Raw genomic sequence first — 19,018 nt, forward strand, 5'->3', positions numbered from 1 at the left:
CGATGGTGGCGGCGTTGTGCCGCGACGATCCGGAGGTACCGATGACCACGAGCCGTGACCGGGTCGGGACGTTCAGCACCCGCGACGTCCCGACCCCGGCGTTCGACCAGGATCGGGCCGAGAAGGCCATCCGCGAGCTGCTGCTCGCCTGCGGCGAGGACCCCGACCGGGAGGGCCTGCTGGAGACCCCGGCCAGGGTCGCCCGCGCCTACTCGGAGCTGTTCGCCGGTCTCTACACCGAGCCGGACGCGGTGCTGGACAAGACTTTCGACGAGAGCCACGACGAACTCGTGCTGGTCACCGACATCCCGATGTACTCGACCTGCGTGCCGCACGGGCAGCCGGTCGACGCCGTCGGCGGACCGGTGGCCGCGCAGGACGTCCGGGTCGGGGATCCACTGTGGACCCTGGTGGGCAGCCGCCGGGTGGAGACGAACGTGATCGGTGTCACCGCCAAGCGCTCGGCGGACCTGGTGGAGGTCAGCACGACCGCCGGTGTGTTCACCGTCACCGCCGACCACCCGCTGGCCACCCCGCGCGGCTGGGCCGAGGCCAAGGACGTCGCCGGGTCCCATGTGGAGTGGACCGGGATCGCCGCCCCCGCCCGCGAGCTCGTCACCGCCGGTGCCCCGGCCGCGGACGCGCAGTGGTTGCTGCGCCACGGCTTCGCCCGCGACCACGCGACCGCGCTCGGCCAGTCCGAGTGGGTCGGGGTGCGGTCGGTGCGCGCGGTGGCCGCCGAGGCGACCGTCTACAGCTTCACCTGCGACCCGCACCCGACGTTCCTCATCGGCGGGCACCTCACGCACAACTGCGAGCACCACCTGGTGCCCTTCCACGGCCACGCGCACGTCGGCTACATCCCCAACGAGCGGGGCAGCGTCACCGGGCTGTCCAAACTGGCCAGGCTGGTCGACCTGTACGCCAAGCGCCCGCAGGTGCAGGAGCGGCTCACCTCGCAGGTCGCCGACGCGCTGGTGCGCAAGCTGCAGCCGCGCGGGGCGATCGTGGTCATCGAGGCCGAGCACCTGTGCATGGCCATGCGCGGCATCCGCAAGCCGGGCGCGCGGACCACCACCTCGGCGCTGCGCGGCCTGCTCAAGACCTCGCCGTCGACCAGGGCGGAGGCCATCCAGTTGATCAACGGGCGGAGCCGGTGACCCTGCTGCCCGCTCCCGGCCGGTGCGCGGTCATGGGCGTGCTCAACGTGACCCCCGACTCGTTCTCCGACGGCGGTCGCTACCTGCACGTCGACGACGCCATCGGGCACGGGGTGCGGATCTGGCGCAGCGGCGCCGACCTGGTCGACGTGGGCGGTGAGTCGACGCGGCCGGGGGCGCTTCGGGTCGACGCGGACACCGAGATCGACCGGGTGGTGCCGGTGATCAGGGAGCTCGCCGCGGCCGGGGTGCGGGTCAGCGTGGACACCACCAGGGCGAAGGTGGCCGAGGCCGCCGTCGCCGCCGGGGCCGTGGTGATCAACGACGTCTCCGGCGGCCTCGCCGACCCGGACATGGCCAGGGTCGCCGCCGACACCGGGGTGCCGTGGATCCTCATGCACTGGCGCGGGCACAGCCGCGACATGGACGCGCTCGCCGAGTACACCGACGTGGTCGCCGAGGTCCGGGCCGAGCTGCTGGCCAGGGTGGACGCCGCGCTGACCGCGGGCGTCGCCGAGGCGGCCATCGCGATCGATCCCGGCATCGGGTTCGCCAAGAGCAGCGACCACAACTGGGCGCTGCTGCGCGATCTCGGCGCCCTGCTCGACCTGGGGTTCCCCGTGCTGCTGGGGGTCTCGCGCAAGCGGTTCCTCGGCAAGCTGCTCGCCGACCAGGACGGCACCCCGCGGCCGCCGCGCGGTCGGGAGGACGCCACCGCCGCGGTCACCGCCATCGCCGCGACCGCGGGCGTCTGGGGTGTCCGGGTGCACGACGTGCGGCGCTCGTTGGACGCGGTGGCCGTGGCCGCGGCGATGACAGGAGCCAGATGACCGACCGGATCACCCTCACCGGCCTGCGCGTGCGCGGCCACCACGGCGTGTTCGACCACGAGAAGCGCGACGGGCAGGACTTCGTCGTCGACATCACCCTGTGGCTGGACCTGCGCGAGGCCGCCGCCACCGACGACCTGCGGCACACCGTGCACTACGGCGAGCTGGCCGAGCGGGCCGCCGCCGTGGTCGCCGGGCCGCCGCGGGACCTCATCGAGACCGTCGCCGCGGAGATCGCCGACGGGGAGATGACCGACGACCGCGTGCTCGCCGTCGAGGTCACGGTGCACAAGCCCGCCGCGCCGATCCCGCTGAGCTTCGCCGACGTCGCGGTCACCGTGCGCCGGTCCCGCCGCCGGTGAGCCGGGCCGTTCTCTCGCTCGGGTCCAACCTGGGGGACCGGCTGGCCAACCTGCGGATCGCGGTGGACGGGCTCGCCGGGGTTCTCGTGGCCGTCTCGCCGGTCTACGAGACCGCCGCGTGGGGGGTGACCGACCAGCCCGACTTCCTCAACGCCGTGTGCGTGGTGGACGACCCGGGCACGGATGCGTGGGGATGGCTGCGTCGTGGTCAGGCGCTGGAGAACGTCGCTGGGCGGGTCCGTGAGCTGCGGTGGGGTCCTCGGACGCTGGACGTCGATGTAGTGGTGGTCGATGGCGTAGTGAGCTCAGACCCGGAGCTGCTCTTGCCGCACCCGGGCACCCACGAACGCGCAACGGTGTTGATCCCCTGGCTCGACATAGACCCGAACGCGGTCGTACCCGGTCGAGGTAGAGCGGACGCACTGCTGGCCGCCTTGGACACTGACGGTGTGCGTAGGCGCGACGACCTGGAGCTGCGATGAGGTTCACCAAGGCCCGCGATCTCGTGCCTGCTGGCCTATTAGGCGCGGTTGTCGTCTACCTCGCGTTGCGCCTCCTCTATGGCGAGCTGCCACCGCTGCCCCGATTGGCCGGTATCACCCTGTTGGTGCTGGCTGTCGTAGAAGCCCTGTTCGGGTTCGGTTTGCGCGGTCGGATCAAGACCGGGAAGCCCATCCAGGCGCTGACCGCCGCCCGCGCGGTCGCCCTGGCGAAGGCGTCCTCCCTGCTCGGGGCGATCATGCTCGGCGCCTGGCTGGGCGTGCTGGCCTACGTCGTGCCCGAAAGCGCCCAGGTCGACGCGGCCCGCCACGACGTGGCCAGCGCGGCCGTCGGGCTGGTCTGCGCGGCGGCCCTGATCGGCGGCGCGCTCTGGCTGGAGTTCTGCTGCCGGACACCGGACGATCCCGATGACCAGCGTCGCCGCCCGATCGGGTGAATCTCGACCCGGCCATTTGATCTCGCTGAGGTAACGGACAGGTACGGTAGGCACCATGACGGGCCGGACCGACCCCCCAACGCAGGGTTCCAGCGCAGCGCGCGCCCTGCTGTTCGCCGCTTTAGGCCTGGCCCTGGCCTCGACCGCGGTGCTGGTCCTCAGCGACTCGCTGCGGTGGATGCGGCTGGGCGTGGTCGCCGCGCTCTGGGCCGCCCTAGCCGGGGCCTTCCTCGCCGCCCGCTACCGCAGGCAGGTCGCCGACCGCGCCGAAGAGGCTGCGCAGCTGCAGCACGTGTATGAGCTCGAGCTCGAACGCGAGGTCGCCGCCCGCCGTGAGCACGAACTCGAGGTCGAGGCCACCACCCGGCGCAAGGTCGAAGAAGAGACCTCCAACGACCTCGACGCGCTGCGCGAGGAGCTCAAGAACCTCCGCCAGAGCCTCGAAGTGTTGCTCAGCGGCGGCGAGGTCTTCGTCGAGCGCTTCGCCCTGCACGCCGAAGCGACCCGCATGCGCGGCCTCGAAGGCGGCGCCATCGCCGCCCGGCCTGCCAACCAGGTCCGCCACATCACCGCCGCGGGCGAGCCGGACACCCAGCTGATCGGCCGCGTCCCCCGCGCGAACTGGACCGGGGAAGAAGAACCGGACCGCATAGACCCCGACTGGACCCCCTCCTGGGAGTCGTCCCGCCAAGCCCCCATCCCCGCCCAAAACCGCGTCCGCCCCGCCCAAGCCCGCAGCATCGCCCCAGGACGCCAAGAGGCCGAAGCCGCACAGCCCCGCCGCGCGGACGTGAGCCAAGAAGTCGCACGCCCCGCCGCCCGTCCACAGCAGCGCCCCGAGCCCACCCGCCGTACCGCCGCCAATGGCACCCGGCCCGGCCCAGAGGCCAGCCAAGAGTTCAGCCCGGTGCGCCGCGACGCCAACGGCACGCAGCGGGGCCCGGAAGCCAGCCAGGAACTCGCCCCTATCCGACGAGACGCCAATGGTGCCGCGAGGGGTGCTGAGGCGAATCAGGGCCGCCGCGACGCGAGCTCTGCGCCGCGCGGCCAAGAGACTGCCCGCCGGGACGCCAATGGCGTCGGGCGGGGACCGGAAGCCAGCCAGGAGTTCAGCGCTGCCCGGCGGGATGCCAGTGGAGTCGCGTGGGATGCGGAGGCGAGTCAGGAGTTCGCTCCTGTTCGGCGGGATGCCGCCTCGCGTGGTCCGCAGGTCGGCCAGGAGTTCGGCCCGGCTCGGCGGGATGCCAACGGGGCCCCGTGGGATGCGGAGGCCAGCCAGGAGTTCGGGCCCGATCGGCGGGACGCCACTTCGCGTGCCCCACAGGGTGGCCAGGGCGCGCGTGGGCCTGAGGCCAGCCAGGAGTTCAGTCCTGTTCGGCGGGATGCCGCTTCGCGTGGTCCGCAGGCCAGTCAGGTCGTGCGCGGGCCTGAGGCGAGTCAGGAGTTCGGCCCCGTCCGGCGGGACTCGCGCGGCCCCCAGGTGAGCCAAGAGTTCCCCGCGGTTCGCCGCGACTCCCATGGTGTTGGCCCGCAGGTGAGCCAAGAGCTCCCCGCTGTCCGCCGGGACGCCAATGGCGCTGCCGCCCAGGTGAGCCAGGAGTTCCGCCGTGACCCCGCTGGTGCCGCGCCCGGCTCGCAGGTGAGCCAAGAACTCGCCGTGGCTCGGCGGGCACCGGCCGCCGCCCCCGACTTCTCCGCTGTGCGCCCGAGCCCACCGGACTTCCGCGCCCCGGTCGCCGGGCCGCAGGCGAGTCAGGAGTTCGCGCCGGTGCGCCGACAGGCCGAGCAGTACCCCCCGGCCCGGCTATCGGCCCCCGGGCCCATGTCGCAGCCCCCGGCGCCAGGTGCACAGCCCCCGGCGTCGGTGTCGCAGCGCCCAGCGCCAGTCGCCCAGTCCCAGGCGTCGGTGTCGCAGTCCGCGGCACGGCCACCAGCCGCCAACCACCCGGCGCCGGTTGCGCCCGCCGCCCAGCCCGCTGCCGCGCGGGACCTCCCGCCCACCCACCGGCCGCGGTCGGCCGAGCGCACCGAGGTGGCCATGCAGCCCGCCCCCGAGCCCGGTGGTCGCAGGCGCGCGGTGACCGGCACGTTCCCCCCGGTCACCGCAGAGAGCCAGCCGGACAGCGGTGGCAGGCGGCGTCGGGCTGAGGGTGCGCCGACCTGGCAGGAGACCATCGAGCCGGAGGACACCGGGTCGCACTCGTCCGGCAAGTCCGTCAGCGAGTTGCTCGCCGCGCACGGCGCCGGGAACGCGCCTCGCAGGCACCGTCGTCGCGGCGAGGAGTGAGCCGCCGGACGGGGTGTCCGGTTTGGCCCTAAGATCGCTTGTCGTGTCTGACGGGGTTCCGCGGCGGCACCTCCCGCGGCGGTTGACGGTTCTCTTGCCGGTCGCCGGGTTGGTGGTGCTGGCCGGTTGTGGGTTGACGTTGCTCGCGTTGAGCACCGCGCGGGTCGGCTGGGTGGCCGAACTGGTCGGTGTGGCTGGCGCGCTGCTGCCGGTCGGGCCGGTGGTCGCGGCGTTCCTGTGGGTGGACCGGTGGGAGCCGGAACCGGCCAGGCTGCTGTGGCTGGCCTTCGGCTGGGGTGCCTGCGTCGCGACGGTCACCGCGCTGCTGATCAACAACACCGCCGAGGCCGTCGGTGATCTGCTGCTCGGCAAGGGCAGCGGCGACAAGATCAGCGCCATGGTGTCCGCCCCGCTGGTCGAGGAGGGCGTCAAGGGCCTGTTCGTGCTGGGGATCCTGCTGTTCCTGCGCGAGGAGTTCGACGGCGTCGTCGACGGCATCGTCTACGCGGGACTGGTGGCGGCCGGGTTCGCCTTCACCGAGAACATCTACTACTTCGGCCGCGCCTTCGCCGAGTACGGCTTCGGGGACAGCACCTCGCCTGGGGTGGTGGCCGCGTTCATCCTGCGCGGGGTGCTCTCGCCGTTCACCCACCCGCTGTTCACCGTGATGATCGGCATCGGCTTCGGTGTGGCGGCCAGGTCGGCGGCCAGGCGCACCCGGGTCTTGGCGCCGCTGCTGGGCTACCTCGCTGCCGTCGTGTTGCACGCGTTGTGGAACACGACCGCCACGATCGGGACCGCGAACACCTTCCTCACCGTGTACTTCCTGGTCATGGTCCCGCTGTTCGGCGCGGTGGTGTACTTCGTGCACTGGCACCGCAAGCGCGAGCAGCGGGTCGTGGCGGCGCAGTTGCCCGCCATGGTCGACACCGGGGTCATCGTTGTGTCCGAAGTGGACCTGTTGGCCAGCATGAAGGGCCGCAAGAAGTGGCGCTCGCAGGTGCGCGCCCAGTCCGGACCGGACGCGGCGAAGGCCGTGGCCGACTACCAGGCCGCGGTCAGCGAGCTCGCCTTCCTGCGCCACGCGGTGGCCGCGGGCAGCGCGGGCGTCGACGCCGACGGCCGGGAGGCGCGGCTGCTCGACGTGGTCCGGCAGGCCCGCCGCAAGGCGGTCGATGTGGCGCGGGCGACCCGGTGAAGCGCGTCACCCGGCGGCCACCGGCGCCGCGCGCGACGGCTACTCTCGCGTCGTCGTCCGGTACCCGCGCCGATGCGGGACTGGAACGAGGCTAGGGAGCTTGTTCGCCATGTCTTCGGTGCCGCGCGTGAAGTCCGGCCGCTCATGAGCAGGCCTGCTCGGTTGTCGGTCGGCGTCGTGTCCGCCGGTCGGGTCGGTGCCGTGCTCGGGGCCGCCCTCGCCCGCGCCGGGCACACCGTGACCGCTGCCTCCGCCGTGTCCCGGGAGTCCCTGCGCCGCGCCGAGCAGTTGCTGCCCGACGCCGCTGTCCTCCCGCCGGACCAGGTCGCCGCTACGGCCGATCTCGTGCTCCTGGCCATCCCCGACGACGCCCTGCCCGGCATGGTCCGCGGCCTCGCCGCCGCAGGCGCGCTGCGCCCGGGCCAGATCGTGGTGCACACCTGCGGCGCGCACGGCGTCGAGGTCCTAGAGCCCGCCGTCGAGCACGGTGCCCTCGGTCTCGCGCTGCACCCGGTGATGACCTTCACCGGCCGCGAGGAGGACCTGCAGCGCATCGCCGCGTGCAGCTTCGGGATCACCGCCGCCGACGGCGACGACGTGGCCTGGAACGTGGCCGAGGCGCTGGTCGTGGAGATGGGTGCGGAGCCCGTCCGGGTCCCCGCCGCCGCTCGGCCGCTCTACCACACCGCCCTCGCGCACGGCGCGAATCACCTGGTCACCCTGGTCGGCGAGTGCGTGGACCTGCTGCGCGACGCCGGGGTCGCCACCCCCGAGCGCCTGCTGGGCCCGCTGCTGTCGGCCGCGCTGGACAACGCGCTGCGCCACGGCGACCGCGCCCTCACCGGCCCGGTCGCCCGGGGTGACGCGGGCACCGTCGCCAGGCACGTCGAGGTCCTCGCCGAGCGGGCGCCGCACATGCTGCCCGCTTACCGCGCCCTGGCCTCGCGCACCGTCGCCCGCGCGACCGACGCGGGACTGCTGCGCCCGGACCTGGCGCCCGACGTCACCGCCGCGATCGAGGAAGAGACCCCATGAGGCCCAGCTTCACCCCAGGCAAGCTGCACGTGCACTCCTCCCCGGTGGAGCTGGGCAAGACCACCAGGGCCCTGCGCGCGACCGGCCGCAAGATCGCGTTCGTGCCCACCATGGGCGCGCTGCACGAGGGCCACCGGGAGCTGATGAGCCGCGCCCGCCGGATCCCGAACACCGTCCTGGTGGTGTCGATCTTCGTGAACCCGCTGCAGTTCGGCGCGGGCGAGGACTTCGAGCGCTACCCGCGGCCGCTGGCCGAGGACCTGGCGGTCTGCGAGGCCGAGCGCGCCGAGCTGGTGTTCACCCCCGACCGCGAGGCGCTGTACCCGGAGGGCGCGCAGGTCACCGTCCACCCAGGACCGCTGGGCGACGAGCTGGAGGGCTCGGTCCGACCGGGGCACTTCGCGGGTGTGCTGACCGTGGTGGCGAAGCTGTTCAACATCGTGCGCCCCGACTACGCGCTCTTCGGCGAGAAAGACTTCCAGCAGCTCGTGCTGATCAAGAAGATGGTCCGCGACCTGGACATGGACCCGCACGTCGTCGGCATCCCCACGGTCCGCGAGCGCGACGGCCTGGCCAAGTCCTCCCGCAACGCCTACCTCGACGCCGACCAGCGCACCGCGGCCACCGCGCTGTCGGCCGCGCTCACCGCGGGCGCCTACGCGGGAGCCCAGGGCGCTCAGGCCGTGCTCGCCGCTGCCGATGCGGTCTTGGCGGGTACCCCGGAACTCAAGGTCGACTACCTCGCGCTGCGCGGACCCGATCTCGGGCCCGCCCCGGAGCGCGGGGAGGCCAGGCTGCTGGTGGCCGCCCGGCTCGGCGGCACCCGGCTCATCGACAACGTCGGCCTGCTGCTGGGCGGCGCCGATCTCGGAACGCACGGATAGGAGAGGTCCGCGATGTTGCGCACGATGCTCAAGTCCAAGATCCACCGGGCCACCGTCACCCAGGCCGACCTGCACTACGTCGGCTCGGTGACCATCGACCCGGTCCTGCTGGAGGCCGCCGACCTGCTGCCGGGGGAGAAGGTCGCCATCGTCGACGTCACCAACGGCGCCCGCCTGGAGACCTACGTCATCGAGGGCGAGCGCGACAGCGGCGTGATCGGCATCAACGGCGCCGCCGCGCACCTGGTGCACCCCGGTGACCTGGTCATCCTCATCGCCTACGGCGTGATGGACACCGCGGAGGCGGCCACCTACGAACCCAAGGTCGTCTTCGTCGACGCCGACAACCGCATCGCCCACCTCGGTGCCGACGCCGCCCACGCCCCGGCCGGTTCCGGCCTGCTCAGCGGCGCCGCCACCGAACCGCCCGCCGAGACCGCCGACGCCGCCCGACTCGACGCCCTCCTCGCCCCGGAGAGCTGACCCGGTGCTGCTCACCGTCGACGTCGGCAACACCAACATCGCCCTCGGCATCCACGACGCCGACCGGCTCGTCGGCGACTGGCGGATGCGCACCGACGCCAGGATCACCGCCGATGAGCTGGCCATGACGATGCGCGGCCTCCTCGGCACCCACGCCGACGCCGTCACCGGGGTCTCCGCCCTGTCCACGGTCCCCGCTGTCCTGCGCGAGCTACGCGCGATGCTCACCCGCTACTACCGCACCGCCCACCGAGTCATCGTCGAACCCGGCGTCCGCACCGGCGTCCCCCTCCTGGTCGACAACCCGAAGGAGGTGGGCGCCGACCGGATCATCAACACCCTCGCCGCCCACCACCTCTACAACACCGCCTGCGTGGTGGTCGACTTCGGCACCTCCACCAACATCGACGTCATCTCCGCCAAAGGCGAGTTCCTCGGCGGCGTCTTCATGCCGGGAATAGAGATCTCCGTCGACGCCCTGGCCGCCCGGGCGGCCGCGCTGCGCAAGGTGGAAATGGTCCGCCCCCGATCCGTCATCGGGAAAAATACGGTGGAATGCCTCCAGTCCGGCATCATGTTCGGCTTCGCAGGCCAGGTCGACGGCCTGGTCCGCCGAATAACCGCCGAACTCTCCCGAACCGGCCACCAAGGCCCCACCACCGTAATAGCCACCGGCGGCCTAGCCCCCCTAGTGGTCGACGAGGCCGAGACCATCGAGCACCACCACCCCGAACTAACCCTCCTGGGCCTCCGCCTCGTCTACGACCGCAACCGCCGCTAACCACAGTCCACTCAGGCCAGCCCCGGCTCCGCCAGCATCACCAGCCACTGGACACTCGGAACAGCCGGTGCCAAACCAACCCACCGAGCCAGCCCACTCAAAGCAACCACTGGACACTCGGAAGCCGCCCACCCAATGCTCGATGGGGCGGACTTGGTTTGTGTGGGGGAGCGGTGCCCGTAGCCTTGCTTCGCTGCAGGGCCATGCTTTTCGGCCCCGGCTTTTGCGGTCCTGCCACGGGTAGCGCAGGGGCCCCGCGCAAAACAAGTTCGCCCCATCGAGCACCCCCAACCCACCACGGATCGCGTCGCAATGCCGCAGGCGAGCCGACCGGCCCCGTCAAGCACTCCGCTCCACGGCGGGTCCGGGGCGCGAGCCGACCGGCCCCATCAAGCACTCCGCTCCACCACGTGTCCGGGTCGCAATGCCGAAGGCGAGCCGCCCCCTGAAGCCGCTGGTGCCAACCCAAGGCGAGGCGGCTCTAAATCCGCACCGCCCGCACCGCCGTAGTCAACATCGGCCGCTCAAACTCCCCCTGCGAAGTCTCCGGCCTCGACCACAAATACGTCCGCAACTTGTCGAACGTGGCCACCCGCTCCGCCTCCTCCACCACCAGCATCCGTGACAACGTCCCCAAACTCGCCAGCATCGACTCCACCGTCCGCCGCTGCGAGTGCCGCCACGTCCGCCGCTCCGCCTCCGCCAACCGCTCGTGACGCGGCGTGTGCTCCTCGTGCTGCGCGTTCCCGACCAGCTCCGCGAGCCCCGCCACCCACGGCACGCTGAGGTCGTCGTAGTTCCACAGCGCCCCGAACACCCCGCCCGGCCGCAGCACGCGCGTGATCTCCGCCAGCGCCTCGGGCGTGTCGAACCAGTGGAACGCCTGGCCGGTGACGACCGCGTCGAAGGAGGCGTCCGGGAACGGGATCTGCTCGGCGGTGCCCTTGAGCGCGGGCACGTCCGGCAGCAGCCGGGTCAGTTCGGCGCGCATCTGGTCGTCCGGCTCGACGGCGGTGACCTCCAGGGCGAACTCGAGCAGCGTCTCGGTGAGCTTGCCGGTGCCCGCCGCCAGGTCCAGGACGCGGGTGTGGTCGCCGACGACCCACTCGACGGCCTCGTCGGCGTAGCGCGGCCGGTGCTTGGCGTAGGCGGTGGCGTTGCTGCCGAACGACGCGGCGCGCTTGGCGAACATGTCGGGATCGTGCATGCGGCAACCGTATCCACAGCGGGTGTGGATACCCGTTTGGGTCGACGGCGGCGGTCTCCGTACCCTTTCCCGCGTGACCGAAGAGCAGCCCGTAGACCCCGCGACCGGCGAAGACCTGCCCGAGCAGATGCGCATCCGCCGCGAGAAGCGCGCGCGGTTGCTGGCCGAGGGCGTCGACCCGTACCCGGTGGAGCTGCCCCGCACGCACAGCCTCGCCGAGGTCCGCGCCGCGTACCCGGACCTGGCCGCGGACACCGCGACCGGGGACAAGGTGGCCGTCACCGGTCGGGTGATGTTCATCCGCAACACCGGCAAGCTGTGCTTCGCGACGCTGCGCGAGGGCGACGGCACCGAGCTGCAGGCCATGCTCAGCCTCAACAACGTCGGCGAGGACCAGCTCACGGCCTGGAAGTCCGACGTCGACCTCGGTGACCACGTGTTCATCGCCGGTGAGGTCATCACCTCCCGGCGCGGCGAGCTGTCCGTGCTCGCCGACGAGTGGCGCCTGGCGGCCAAGTCGCTGCGCCCGCTGCCGGTCGCGCACAAGGACCTGGCGGAGGAGACCCGGATCCGGCAGCGCTACGTCGACCTGATCCTGCGCCCGCGCGCCCGCGACACCGTGCGCAACCGGGCCGGGGTGGTGCGGTCGCTGCGGGAGAGCTTCCACCACCGCGGCTTCATCGAGGTCGAGACCCCGATGCTGCAGACCATGCACGGCGGTGCGACGGCCAGGCCGTTCGTGACCAGGTCCAACGCGATGGACATGGACCTGTTCCTGCGCATCGCCCCCGAGCTCTACCTCAAGCGCTGCGTGGTCGGCGGCCTGGAGAAGGTCTTCGAGATCAACCGCAACTTCCGCAACGAGGGCAGCGACTCGTCGCACTCGCCGGAGTTCGCGATGCTGGAGTACTACGAGGCCTACGCGACCTACGACAGCAACGCGGTGATGACCAGGCAGCTGGTCCAGGAGGCCGCCGACGCGGTGTTCGGCACCCAGGTGGTCACCCTGGCCGACGGCACCGAGTACGACCTGTCCGGCGAGTGGACCACGCTGACCATGTACGAGTCGCTCTCGTCGGCGCTGGGCGAGGAGATCACCCCGGACACCCCGGCCGACCTGCTGCGCAAGCACGCCGCGGGCCGCGAGCTGGAGGTCGACCCGAAGTACGGGCACGGCAAGCTCGTCGAGGAGCTCTGGGAGCACCTGGTCGGCGACCACCTGCACGCGCCGACGTTCGTGCGGGATTTCCCGGTGGAGACCTCGCCGCTGACCCGCCAGCACCGCAGCAGGCCGGGGGTCGCCGAGAAGTGGGATCTCTACGTGCGCGGTTTCGAGCTGGCCACCGGCTACTCCGAACTGGTGGACCCGGTGGTGGAACGGGAACGGCTGGAGGATCAGTCGCGACTGGGCGCGGCCGGTGATGACGAGGCCATGCGCCTCGATGAGGACTTTCTGCGAGCACTGGAGTACGGAATGCCACCGTCGGGTGGGGTGGGAATGGGTGTTGATCGCCTGTTGATGGCGCTCACCGGTCTCGGCATCCGGGAGACGATCCTGTTCCCCCTGGTCCGACCGGAATGACCCGTTCGGGTATCAGGCACTAACGCAATCCGCTGGATTTGCGCTAGCCTGCCCCCGGCAAGTATTTCTCCCAGTAGCCGCCGCTCACCGACGAGCCAGTTCACATGGCGACGGGTGGTGCACCACGCGTTATGCGCGGGTGCCCCCGGCGGGGAGCGGGCAGTTCCACGCCGGAGGAGGCGCGATGGCGCAGAGGGTCACGGTTTCACTGGTTGACGACCTCGATGGTTCGGAGGCCGAGGAGACCGTAGAGTTCGGGCTGGATGGCGCCGCTTACCAGATCGATCTCTCCACCGACAACGCCGAGAAGTTGCGCGACATACTCGGCGACTTCGTCGAGCGGGCGCGCCGTTCCGGTGGTCGCAAGCGTCCGCCCGGTCGTGCGCCGCGCACGGCGAGTGCCGATCGCGAGCAGAACCAGGCGATTCGGGAGTGGGCGCGCAAGCAGGGGATGAAGGTCTCCGACCGCGGTCGGATCCCGACCGAGGTGCTGGACGCTTACAACGAGCAGGCGTAACACCCGCGCATAAGGGGCTGCCGCCCGATTCGGGACGGCAGCCTCTTGCGCTATCGGTGGTCTTTTGTTAAAGCCGCATTTGCGCTCGCTGTTCTGGTGATTCCCAGTCTGGCCCGGTCCATTCCGCCTCGGAACTCCGCCGAATTCGCGGTATCACCTTTTGCCAGTCAGGCGGGTTCGGTTTTGCGGCCGAGGCGGGGGCAGGAGGCGCAGGTGCCCTGGCCCTCGGCCAGCAGGTAGTGGAAGCAGCAGCTCTCCCGCCGCCGCGCCCACTCGCCGGTCGGCTGCGGGCGCAGCGTGGAGCCGGAGGTGAACGGCGCGGGCCCGTCGCCGAGCACCAGGGCGGCGTCGAGCACGCCCTCGGTCTCGGTGCCGCCGTAGCGGCCCGCGAGCCACAGGGAGCTGTCCAGCACGTCGGTGGCCGCGGCCCACAGCATCCGCTTGCCCAGCCGCACCTGGGGGCCGTAGACCTCCACGAACCGGGCCGCGTGCGCGGCGAAGCGACCCCGCAGCAGCGCGGCCAGCGCGTGCTCGTCCGGCACCACTGTGGCCTCGGGCACACCGGCGGCCGGGTCGTCGGGCAGGCAGACGAACCGGGGGGACAGCACGGCGATCGCGTCCGGGTGCGGCCGCGGCTGGGCCATCCGGAACGCCAGGTCGGCGGGCCGCAGCGACGGGATGCGGCGCTCGTGGTGGAACAGCAGGCTCGCGAGGTACCCGGGGACCCACAGGTACCAGGTCATCACGTAGCCGGCTGTGGTCCGATCGGGGGAATCCGAGTACTTGTCGCGCAGCCACCCGGCCAGGCCGTCGCGCCACTGGTCGAAGGCCCCGGGGGTGCGCAGGAACTCATCGCACCCGACCCAGCGTTCGGTCCGCTCGGGCAGGCCGAAGCGGAACTCGGCGCGGGACTGCCTCGGATTGACCCGAGCGAGTGACTCCGCCAGGTGGGCGTGGTGGCCGCGGGCGGCCACAGCGGTCCGGTAGCCAGCGGTCATCGCGCACGTCCCGGGCCGGATTCCGCCCAACGGAGGCTCAGGTTGCTCCGCACGGTCCCCTCCTTCCTGGGCCTTCCGCTAGGTGAGGCATGCCTTACCTTACCTGGTCGGGCGCAGGCTTGGTCAGCTACTGACAAGAAGCTGCCCGGCCTGGGCGGAGACGCCTGTTCGCGCTGAGCGGACACGCCACGTCTTGCGGAATCTCCCCGGTTACCCGCACGTTGGGTAGGACGAAGGGATCGGCAGAGGTCGGCACCGGCCGCGAGTGGCACTGAAGGACGGGGTCGGGCCTACTACAGTGGTCTCACGGTGCTGACTCCACGTGCAGGACGTGGACAAGGGCCGCCGGCGCAGCTGTCAGGGAGTGGCGAATGTTCGAGAGGTTCACCGACCGCGCGAGGCGGGTGGTCGTTCTGGCTCAGGAAGAGGCCAGGATGCTCAACCACAACTACATCGGCACTGAGCACATTTTGCTTGGGTTGATTCATGAGGGTGAGGGTGTCGCGGCGAAGGCTCTGGAGTCGTTGGGTATTGCTCTGGAGGGTGTGCGGCAGCAGGTTGAGGAGATCATCGGGCAGGGGCAGCACGCGCCGTCGGGGCATATTCCTTTTACGCCTCGGGCGAAGAAGGTGTTGGAGCTGTCGTTGCGTGAGGCTCTGCAGTTGGGGCATAACTACATCGGTACGGAGCACATCCTTTTGGGGTTGATCCGTGAGGGTGAGGGTGTCGCGGCGCAGGTGTTGGTGAAGCTTGGTGCTGATTTGAATCGTGTGCGTCAGCAGGTCCTGCAGCTGCTGTCGGGGTATTCGCAGGGTGGTAAGGAGTCGACGGAGACGGGTGGGCGTGGTGAGGGGACGCCGTCGTCGTCGCTGGTGTTGGATCAGTTTGGTCGGAATCTGACGGCGTCTGCTCGTGAGGGCAAGTTGGATCCGGTGATCGGGCGCACGAAGGAGATCGAGCGGGTGATGCAGGTGCTGTCGCGGCGCACCAAGAACAACCCGGTGTTGATCGGTGAGCCCGGTGTGGGTAAGACGGCGGTGGTTGAGGGTTTGGCGCAGATGGTGGTGAAGGGCGAGGTGCCGGAGACGCTGAAGGACAAGCAGCTCTACACCCTCGACCTCGGGTCGCTGGTCGCCGGTTCCCGCTACAGGGGTGATTTCGAGGAGCGCCTGAAGAAGGTGCTGAAGGAGATCAAGACCCGCGGGGACATCATCCTGTTCATCGACGAGATCCACACCCTGGTCGGCGCCGGGGCGGCGGAGGGCGCGATCGACGCCGCCTCCATCCTCAAGCCGATGCTGGCCCGCGGTGAGCTGCAGACGATCGGCGCGACCACGCTCGACGAGTACCGCAAGTACGTGGAGAAGGACCCCGCTCTGGAGCGCCGGTTCCAGCCGATCCAGGTCGGTGAGCCGTCCCTGGAGCACACCATCGAGATCCTCAAGGGCCTGCGCGACCGGTACGAGGCGCACCACCGCGTCACGATCACCGACGCCGCCCTCGTCGCCGCCGCCACCCTCGCCGACCGGTACATCAATGACCGGTTCCTCCCGGACAAGGCCATCGACCTCATCGACGAGGCCGGGGCGCGGATGCGGATCCGTCGGATGACCGCGCCGCCGGACCTGCGGGAGTTCGACGAGAAGATCGCCGACGTCCGCCGGGAGAAGGAGTCCGCGATCGACGCGCAGGACTTCGAGCGGGCGGCGAAGCTGCGCGACAACGAGAAGCAACTCCTGTCGCAGAAGGCGGAGCGGGAGAAGCAGTGGAAGGACGGCGACCTCGACGTCGTCGCCGAGGTCGATGACGAGCAGATCGCCGAGGTGTTGGCGAACTGGACCGGGATCCCGGTGTTCAAGCTGACCGAGGAGGAGACCTCGCGGCTGCTGCGGATGGAGGACGAGCTCCACAAGCGGATCATCGGCCAGGAAGACGCCGTCAAGGCCGTCTCGCAGGCGATCCGCCGCACCCGCGCCGGCCTCAAAGACCCCAAGCGCCCCTCCGGGTCCTTCATTTTCGCCGGCCCGTCGGGTGTGGGTAAGACCGAGCTGTCGAAGGCGCTCGCGAACTTCTTGTTCGGCGAGGACGACGCCCTGATCCAGATCGACATGGGCGAGTTCCACGACCGCTACACCGCCTCCCGCCTCTTCGGCGCGCCCCCCGGGTATGTGGGGTATGAGGAAGGCGGCCAGCTGACGGAGAAGGTCCGCCGCAAGCCGTTCAGTGTGGTGTTGTTCGATGAGATCGAGAAGGCCCACCAAGAGGTCTACAACACCCTCCTCCAGGTGTTGGAAGACGGCCGCCTGACCGATGGGCAGGGCAGGACGGTGGACTTCAAGAACACCGTCATCATCTTCACCTCCAACCTCGGCACCCAGGACATCTCCAAAGCCGTCGGCCTCGGGTTCACCTCCGGCACCGACACCGGGTCGAACTATGAGCGGATGAAGAACAAGGTCAACGACGAGCTGAAGAAACACTTCCGCCCCGAGTTCCTCAACCGCATCGACGACATCATCGTCTTCCACCAGCTCAACGAGCAGCAGATCATCACCATGGTCGACCTCATGATCAGCCGCGTCGAAACACAGCTGCGGAACAAGGACATGGCGCTCGAACTCACCGACCGCGCCAAGAAACTCCTCGCCAAACGAGGCTTCGACCCCGTCCTCGGCGCCCGCCCGCTGCGCCGCACCATCCAACGCGAAATCGAAGACCAACTCTCCGAAAAGATCCTCTTCGGCGAGATCGAACCCGGCCACATCATCATCACCGACGTAGAAGGCTGGGACGGCGAAGAAGCCAACGCCGACAAGGCCAAGTTCGTCTTCCGGGGCGAGCCCAAGCCCACCCGAGTCCCCGACTCGCTCCCAGTAGAACTCTCCACCTCCGGCGACAACGACGCCGCAGCAGGCGAGTGACCTAGGCTAGACCCAAGAGGGCGGCTCCTTCGGGAGCCGCCCTCTTGCTTTGCCCCGCCTTTATCCACAACGGCTCTACTTGTCCACAGGCTCCCTTCTCGCTCCCGCTCTGTCGGCGCGCCTCGGTAAGCTGTATATCGGGGGCTTTCGGATTAGATGATCTTCGGCTCGCCTTCGGCATTGCATCGGATCCTCGCCTCGGCTGCGCCATCGGGCCCGGTCGCGAGTTAACTGCCAGCTCGATGTGGTGGACCTGTTTTGCGTCAATACCGTTGACTTAGCCCGGCGTGGAGTTTTGGGCATGTTGTGTGGGTGTCGGTATGATGCGGGTCATGGTTGATCGTGGTCGCTTTGTTGATGGGATCTCGTTGGGTGTTCTTACGCGGGTGTTTCCGCGGGATCTTGTGGATGAGGTTGTCGCGGAGACTGGTTGCGGGGAGCGTCGTATTCGTCTGTTGCCTGCTCGGGTTGTGGTGTACTACGTGTTGGGGTTGTCGTTGTTCTTTGGTGATTCGTATGAGGAGGTGATGCGGAAGCTGGTTAATGGGTTGAGTTTTCTCGGCACATGGAAAGAGGGGTGGCAGGTTCCCACGCCGGGTGCGATATCGAGGGCTCGGCAACGTTTGGGTGCGGCGCCGTTGCGGGCGTTGTTCGAGCGGGTGGCGGTTCCGCTGGGAGGCCCGGGGACGCGGGGGTCGTGGTTTCACGGGTTTCGGGTGATGGCTGTCGACGGGGTTGTTCTTGATATTCAGGACACGCCGGAAAATGTCGCCGTGTTCGGAGCGAGGCGCTCCGGTGGATATCCTCAGGTCCGGGTCGTGGGTATCGGCGAGTGCGGGACGCACGCGGTGGTCGGCGCGGCGTTGGATGGGATGTCGGTCGGTGAACGGGAGTTGTTGCTCCGGTGTTCCGACGTGCTGGAGCCGGGCATTTTGTTGCTGGCGGACAGGGGATTCTACGGCTACGACGTGGTGTCCCACGTGGTCGACACGGGCGCTGACCTGCTCTGGCGTGTGAAGGACGACCTGATCTTGCCCGTGCTCGAATGGCTCCCGGACGGTTCTTATGTCGCGGAGTTGCTGCCGTCGAGAATCCGGGAAAGAATGACCGCGTCCTCGCGTCCGGCCCGCGCCGACGAGATGTCCATTCCGGTTCGTGTCGTGGAGTACATGGTCACAAATCGCGGCGAGTCCGAGACGATCCGACTGGTGACGTCCATCGCTGACCACACCCTCGCTCCGGCGATCGAACTCGCCGAACTCTACCAGCAGCGGTGGGAGTTCGAGATCACCTTGGATGAGATCGAGACCCATCAGATCGCGGGATCGCGCGTACTCAGATCACGACTTCCCGAACTTGTCGAACAAGAGATATGGGCGACACTGCTCACCCACTACGCCATTCGACATTTCATGGTCGACGCCGCCGACGATCTCGGCGAGGACCCCGACCGACTCTCCTTCATCCGCACCATCCGCACCATCCGCGTGGTCCGCCGACAAGTGACGAACCAAGCGGGTTTTTCCCCCTGAACGCCTGAAGGCCGCGATCACCGACACACTCGCCGAGATCGTACGACACCTCAACCCACGGCGAAGAAACCGCCACAATCCGCGCGTCATCAAACGCTACACCATCGGCCAGAAACGAATCAGAAGACCGCACCACCGACAAACGAAATACCTCGAACCGCCGACGATCCACGTCTTCGGAGCAGTCTAAGTCAACGGCATTGTGTTTTGCGTGGGGCCCCTACGCCAGCCGTGGCAGGACCGCAAAAGCCGGGGCCGAAGAGCATGGCCCTGCAGCGAGGCAAGGCTACGACTGCCGCTCCCC

16 protein-coding genes and 2 pseudogenes are annotated in these 19,018 nt (G+C 69.7%); 16 read left to right on the forward strand and 2 right to left on the reverse strand.

Annotated elements, in window-relative coordinates; genetic code table 11:
* Positions 1-41 precede the first annotated feature (41 nt).
* From JOD54_RS08480 to JOD54_RS08535, 12 genes and pseudogenes are all read left to right on the forward strand, one after another.
* Positions 42-356: pseudogene (locus tag JOD54_RS08480) on the forward strand (GTP cyclohydrolase I); the annotation flags it as partial.
* 456 nt (positions 357-812) lie between these two features.
* Positions 813-1,160: pseudogene (gene folE, locus JOD54_RS08485) on the forward strand (GTP cyclohydrolase I); the annotation flags it as partial.
* Entirely contained in the window at positions 1,157-1,990 is an 834-nt protein-coding gene (folP, locus tag JOD54_RS08490; RefSeq protein ID WP_307859893.1) for a dihydropteroate synthase, read from the forward strand. The pseudogene folE and the gene folP, both read left to right, overlap by 4 nt.
* A complete protein-coding gene (gene folB / locus JOD54_RS08495) occupies positions 1,987-2,352 on the forward strand; it encodes a dihydroneopterin aldolase (RefSeq protein WP_204449992.1) in 366 nt (121 codons plus the stop codon). The genes folP and folB overlap by 4 nt, the downstream gene beginning before the upstream one ends.
* Complete coding sequence (gene folK, locus JOD54_RS08500) at positions 2,349-2,834, forward strand: 2-amino-4-hydroxy-6-hydroxymethyldihydropteridine diphosphokinase (protein WP_204449993.1); 486 nt, start codon at positions 2,349-2,351, stop codon at positions 2,832-2,834. The genes folB and folK overlap by 4 nt, the downstream gene beginning before the upstream one ends.
* Positions 2,831-3,289, forward strand: a complete 459-nt coding sequence (locus JOD54_RS08505) for a DUF3180 domain-containing protein (RefSeq protein ID WP_204449994.1) — start codon at positions 2,831-2,833, stop codon at positions 3,287-3,289. The genes folK and JOD54_RS08505 overlap by 4 nt, the downstream gene beginning before the upstream one ends.
* 55 nt (positions 3,290-3,344) lie before the next feature.
* Positions 3,345-5,576, forward strand: coding sequence for a DUF6779 domain-containing protein (locus JOD54_RS08510; RefSeq protein ID WP_204449995.1), 2,232 nt, complete (start codon positions 3,345-3,347; stop codon positions 5,574-5,576).
* A 43-nt stretch (positions 5,577-5,619) separates the two neighbouring features.
* The gene (locus JOD54_RS08515) at positions 5,620-6,774 is read left to right on the forward strand and encodes a PrsW family intramembrane metalloprotease (protein WP_307859894.1); all 1,155 of its coding nucleotides are present in this window, start codon (positions 5,620-5,622) and stop codon (positions 6,772-6,774) included.
* Between the two features lie 144 nt (positions 6,775-6,918).
* Positions 6,919-7,809: a Rossmann-like and DUF2520 domain-containing protein gene (locus JOD54_RS08520; protein ID WP_204449996.1), complete on the forward strand. Its 891-nt coding sequence runs from the start codon at positions 6,919-6,921 to the stop codon at positions 7,807-7,809.
* Positions 7,806-8,693 (forward strand): pantoate--beta-alanine ligase, encoded by an 888-nt coding sequence (gene panC, locus JOD54_RS08525; protein ID WP_204449997.1) that lies wholly within the window; start codon positions 7,806-7,808, stop codon positions 8,691-8,693. The genes JOD54_RS08520 and panC overlap by 4 nt, the downstream gene beginning before the upstream one ends.
* A 12-nt stretch (positions 8,694-8,705) precedes the next feature.
* Entirely contained in the window at positions 8,706-9,176 is a 471-nt protein-coding gene (gene panD, locus JOD54_RS08530) for an aspartate 1-decarboxylase (RefSeq protein ID WP_204449998.1), read from the forward strand.
* A gap of 4 nt (positions 9,177-9,180) precedes the next feature.
* Positions 9,181-9,957, forward strand: a complete 777-nt coding sequence (locus JOD54_RS08535) for a type III pantothenate kinase (RefSeq protein ID WP_204449999.1) — start codon at positions 9,181-9,183, stop codon at positions 9,955-9,957.
* A gap of 481 nt (positions 9,958-10,438) precedes the next feature.
* Here the strand turns inward: JOD54_RS08535 and JOD54_RS08540 are convergent, their stop codons facing one another.
* Positions 10,439-11,164 (reverse strand): class I SAM-dependent methyltransferase, encoded by a 726-nt coding sequence (locus JOD54_RS08540; protein ID WP_204450000.1) that lies wholly within the window; start codon positions 11,162-11,164, stop codon positions 10,439-10,441.
* Positions 11,165-11,291: 127 nt separating this feature from the next.
* Here JOD54_RS08540 and lysS point away from each other — a divergent pair, with 127 nt between their 5' ends.
* Positions 11,292-12,746 (forward strand): lysine--tRNA ligase, encoded by a 1,455-nt coding sequence (gene lysS / locus JOD54_RS08545; RefSeq protein WP_239574153.1) that lies wholly within the window; start codon positions 11,292-11,294, stop codon positions 12,744-12,746.
* 184 nt (positions 12,747-12,930) lie between these two features.
* On the forward strand, positions 12,931-13,263 hold the full coding sequence (locus JOD54_RS08550; protein WP_204450002.1) for a histone-like nucleoid-structuring protein Lsr2: 333 nt from the start codon (positions 12,931-12,933) through the stop codon (positions 13,261-13,263).
* 167 nt (positions 13,264-13,430) lie between these two features.
* Here JOD54_RS08550 and JOD54_RS08555 read toward each other — a convergent pair whose 3' ends face one another.
* Positions 13,431-14,261, reverse strand: a complete 831-nt coding sequence (locus JOD54_RS08555; RefSeq protein WP_204450003.1) for a (2Fe-2S)-binding protein — start codon at positions 14,259-14,261, stop codon at positions 13,431-13,433.
* Between the two features lie 371 nt (positions 14,262-14,632).
* Between JOD54_RS08555 and JOD54_RS08560 the strand changes: the two genes are divergently transcribed.
* Positions 14,633-17,182: an ATP-dependent Clp protease ATP-binding subunit gene (locus JOD54_RS08560; RefSeq protein WP_204450004.1), complete on the forward strand. Its 2,550-nt coding sequence runs from the start codon at positions 14,633-14,635 to the stop codon at positions 17,180-17,182.
* Positions 17,183-17,505: 323 nt separating this feature from the next.
* Positions 17,506-18,714: an IS4 family transposase gene (locus JOD54_RS08565; protein ID WP_372440396.1), complete on the forward strand. Its 1,209-nt coding sequence runs from the start codon at positions 17,506-17,508 to the stop codon at positions 18,712-18,714.
* Positions 18,715-19,018: the final 304 nt, after the last annotated feature.

Source organism: Actinokineospora baliensis, from assembly GCF_016907695.1.
GTDB classification, from domain to species: Bacteria; Actinomycetota; Actinomycetes; order Mycobacteriales; family Pseudonocardiaceae; genus Actinokineospora; species Actinokineospora baliensis.

Coding starts and splice junctions, on each gene's coding strand:
- panC (WP_204449997.1), top strand. CDS start 7,806: ATGAGGCCCAGCTTCACCCCAGGCAAGCTGCACGTGCACTCCTCCCCG.
- JOD54_RS08560 (WP_204450004.1), top strand. CDS start 14,633: ATGTTCGAGAGGTTCACCGACCGCGCGAGGCGGGTGGTCGTTCTGGCT.
- JOD54_RS08565 (WP_372440396.1), top strand. CDS start 17,506: ATGCGGGTCATGGTTGATCGTGGTCGCTTTGTTGATGGGATCTCGTTG.
- JOD54_RS08555 (WP_204450003.1), bottom strand. CDS start 14,261: ATGACCGCTGGCTACCGGACCGCTGTGGCCGCCCGCGGCCACCACGCC.
- JOD54_RS08520 (WP_204449996.1), top strand. CDS start 6,919: ATGAGCAGGCCTGCTCGGTTGTCGGTCGGCGTCGTGTCCGCCGGTCGG.
- JOD54_RS08550 (WP_204450002.1), top strand. CDS start 12,931: ATGGCGCAGAGGGTCACGGTTTCACTGGTTGACGACCTCGATGGTTCG.
- lysS (WP_239574153.1), top strand. CDS start 11,292: ATGCGCATCCGCCGCGAGAAGCGCGCGCGGTTGCTGGCCGAGGGCGTC.
- JOD54_RS08540 (WP_204450000.1), bottom strand. CDS start 11,164: ATGCACGATCCCGACATGTTCGCCAAGCGCGCCGCGTCGTTCGGCAGC.
- JOD54_RS08505 (WP_204449994.1), top strand. CDS start 2,831: ATGAGGTTCACCAAGGCCCGCGATCTCGTGCCTGCTGGCCTATTAGGC.
- folB (WP_204449992.1), top strand. CDS start 1,987: ATGACCGACCGGATCACCCTCACCGGCCTGCGCGTGCGCGGCCACCAC.
- JOD54_RS08510 (WP_204449995.1), top strand. CDS start 3,345: ATGACGGGCCGGACCGACCCCCCAACGCAGGGTTCCAGCGCAGCGCGC.
- panD (WP_204449998.1), top strand. CDS start 8,706: ATGTTGCGCACGATGCTCAAGTCCAAGATCCACCGGGCCACCGTCACC.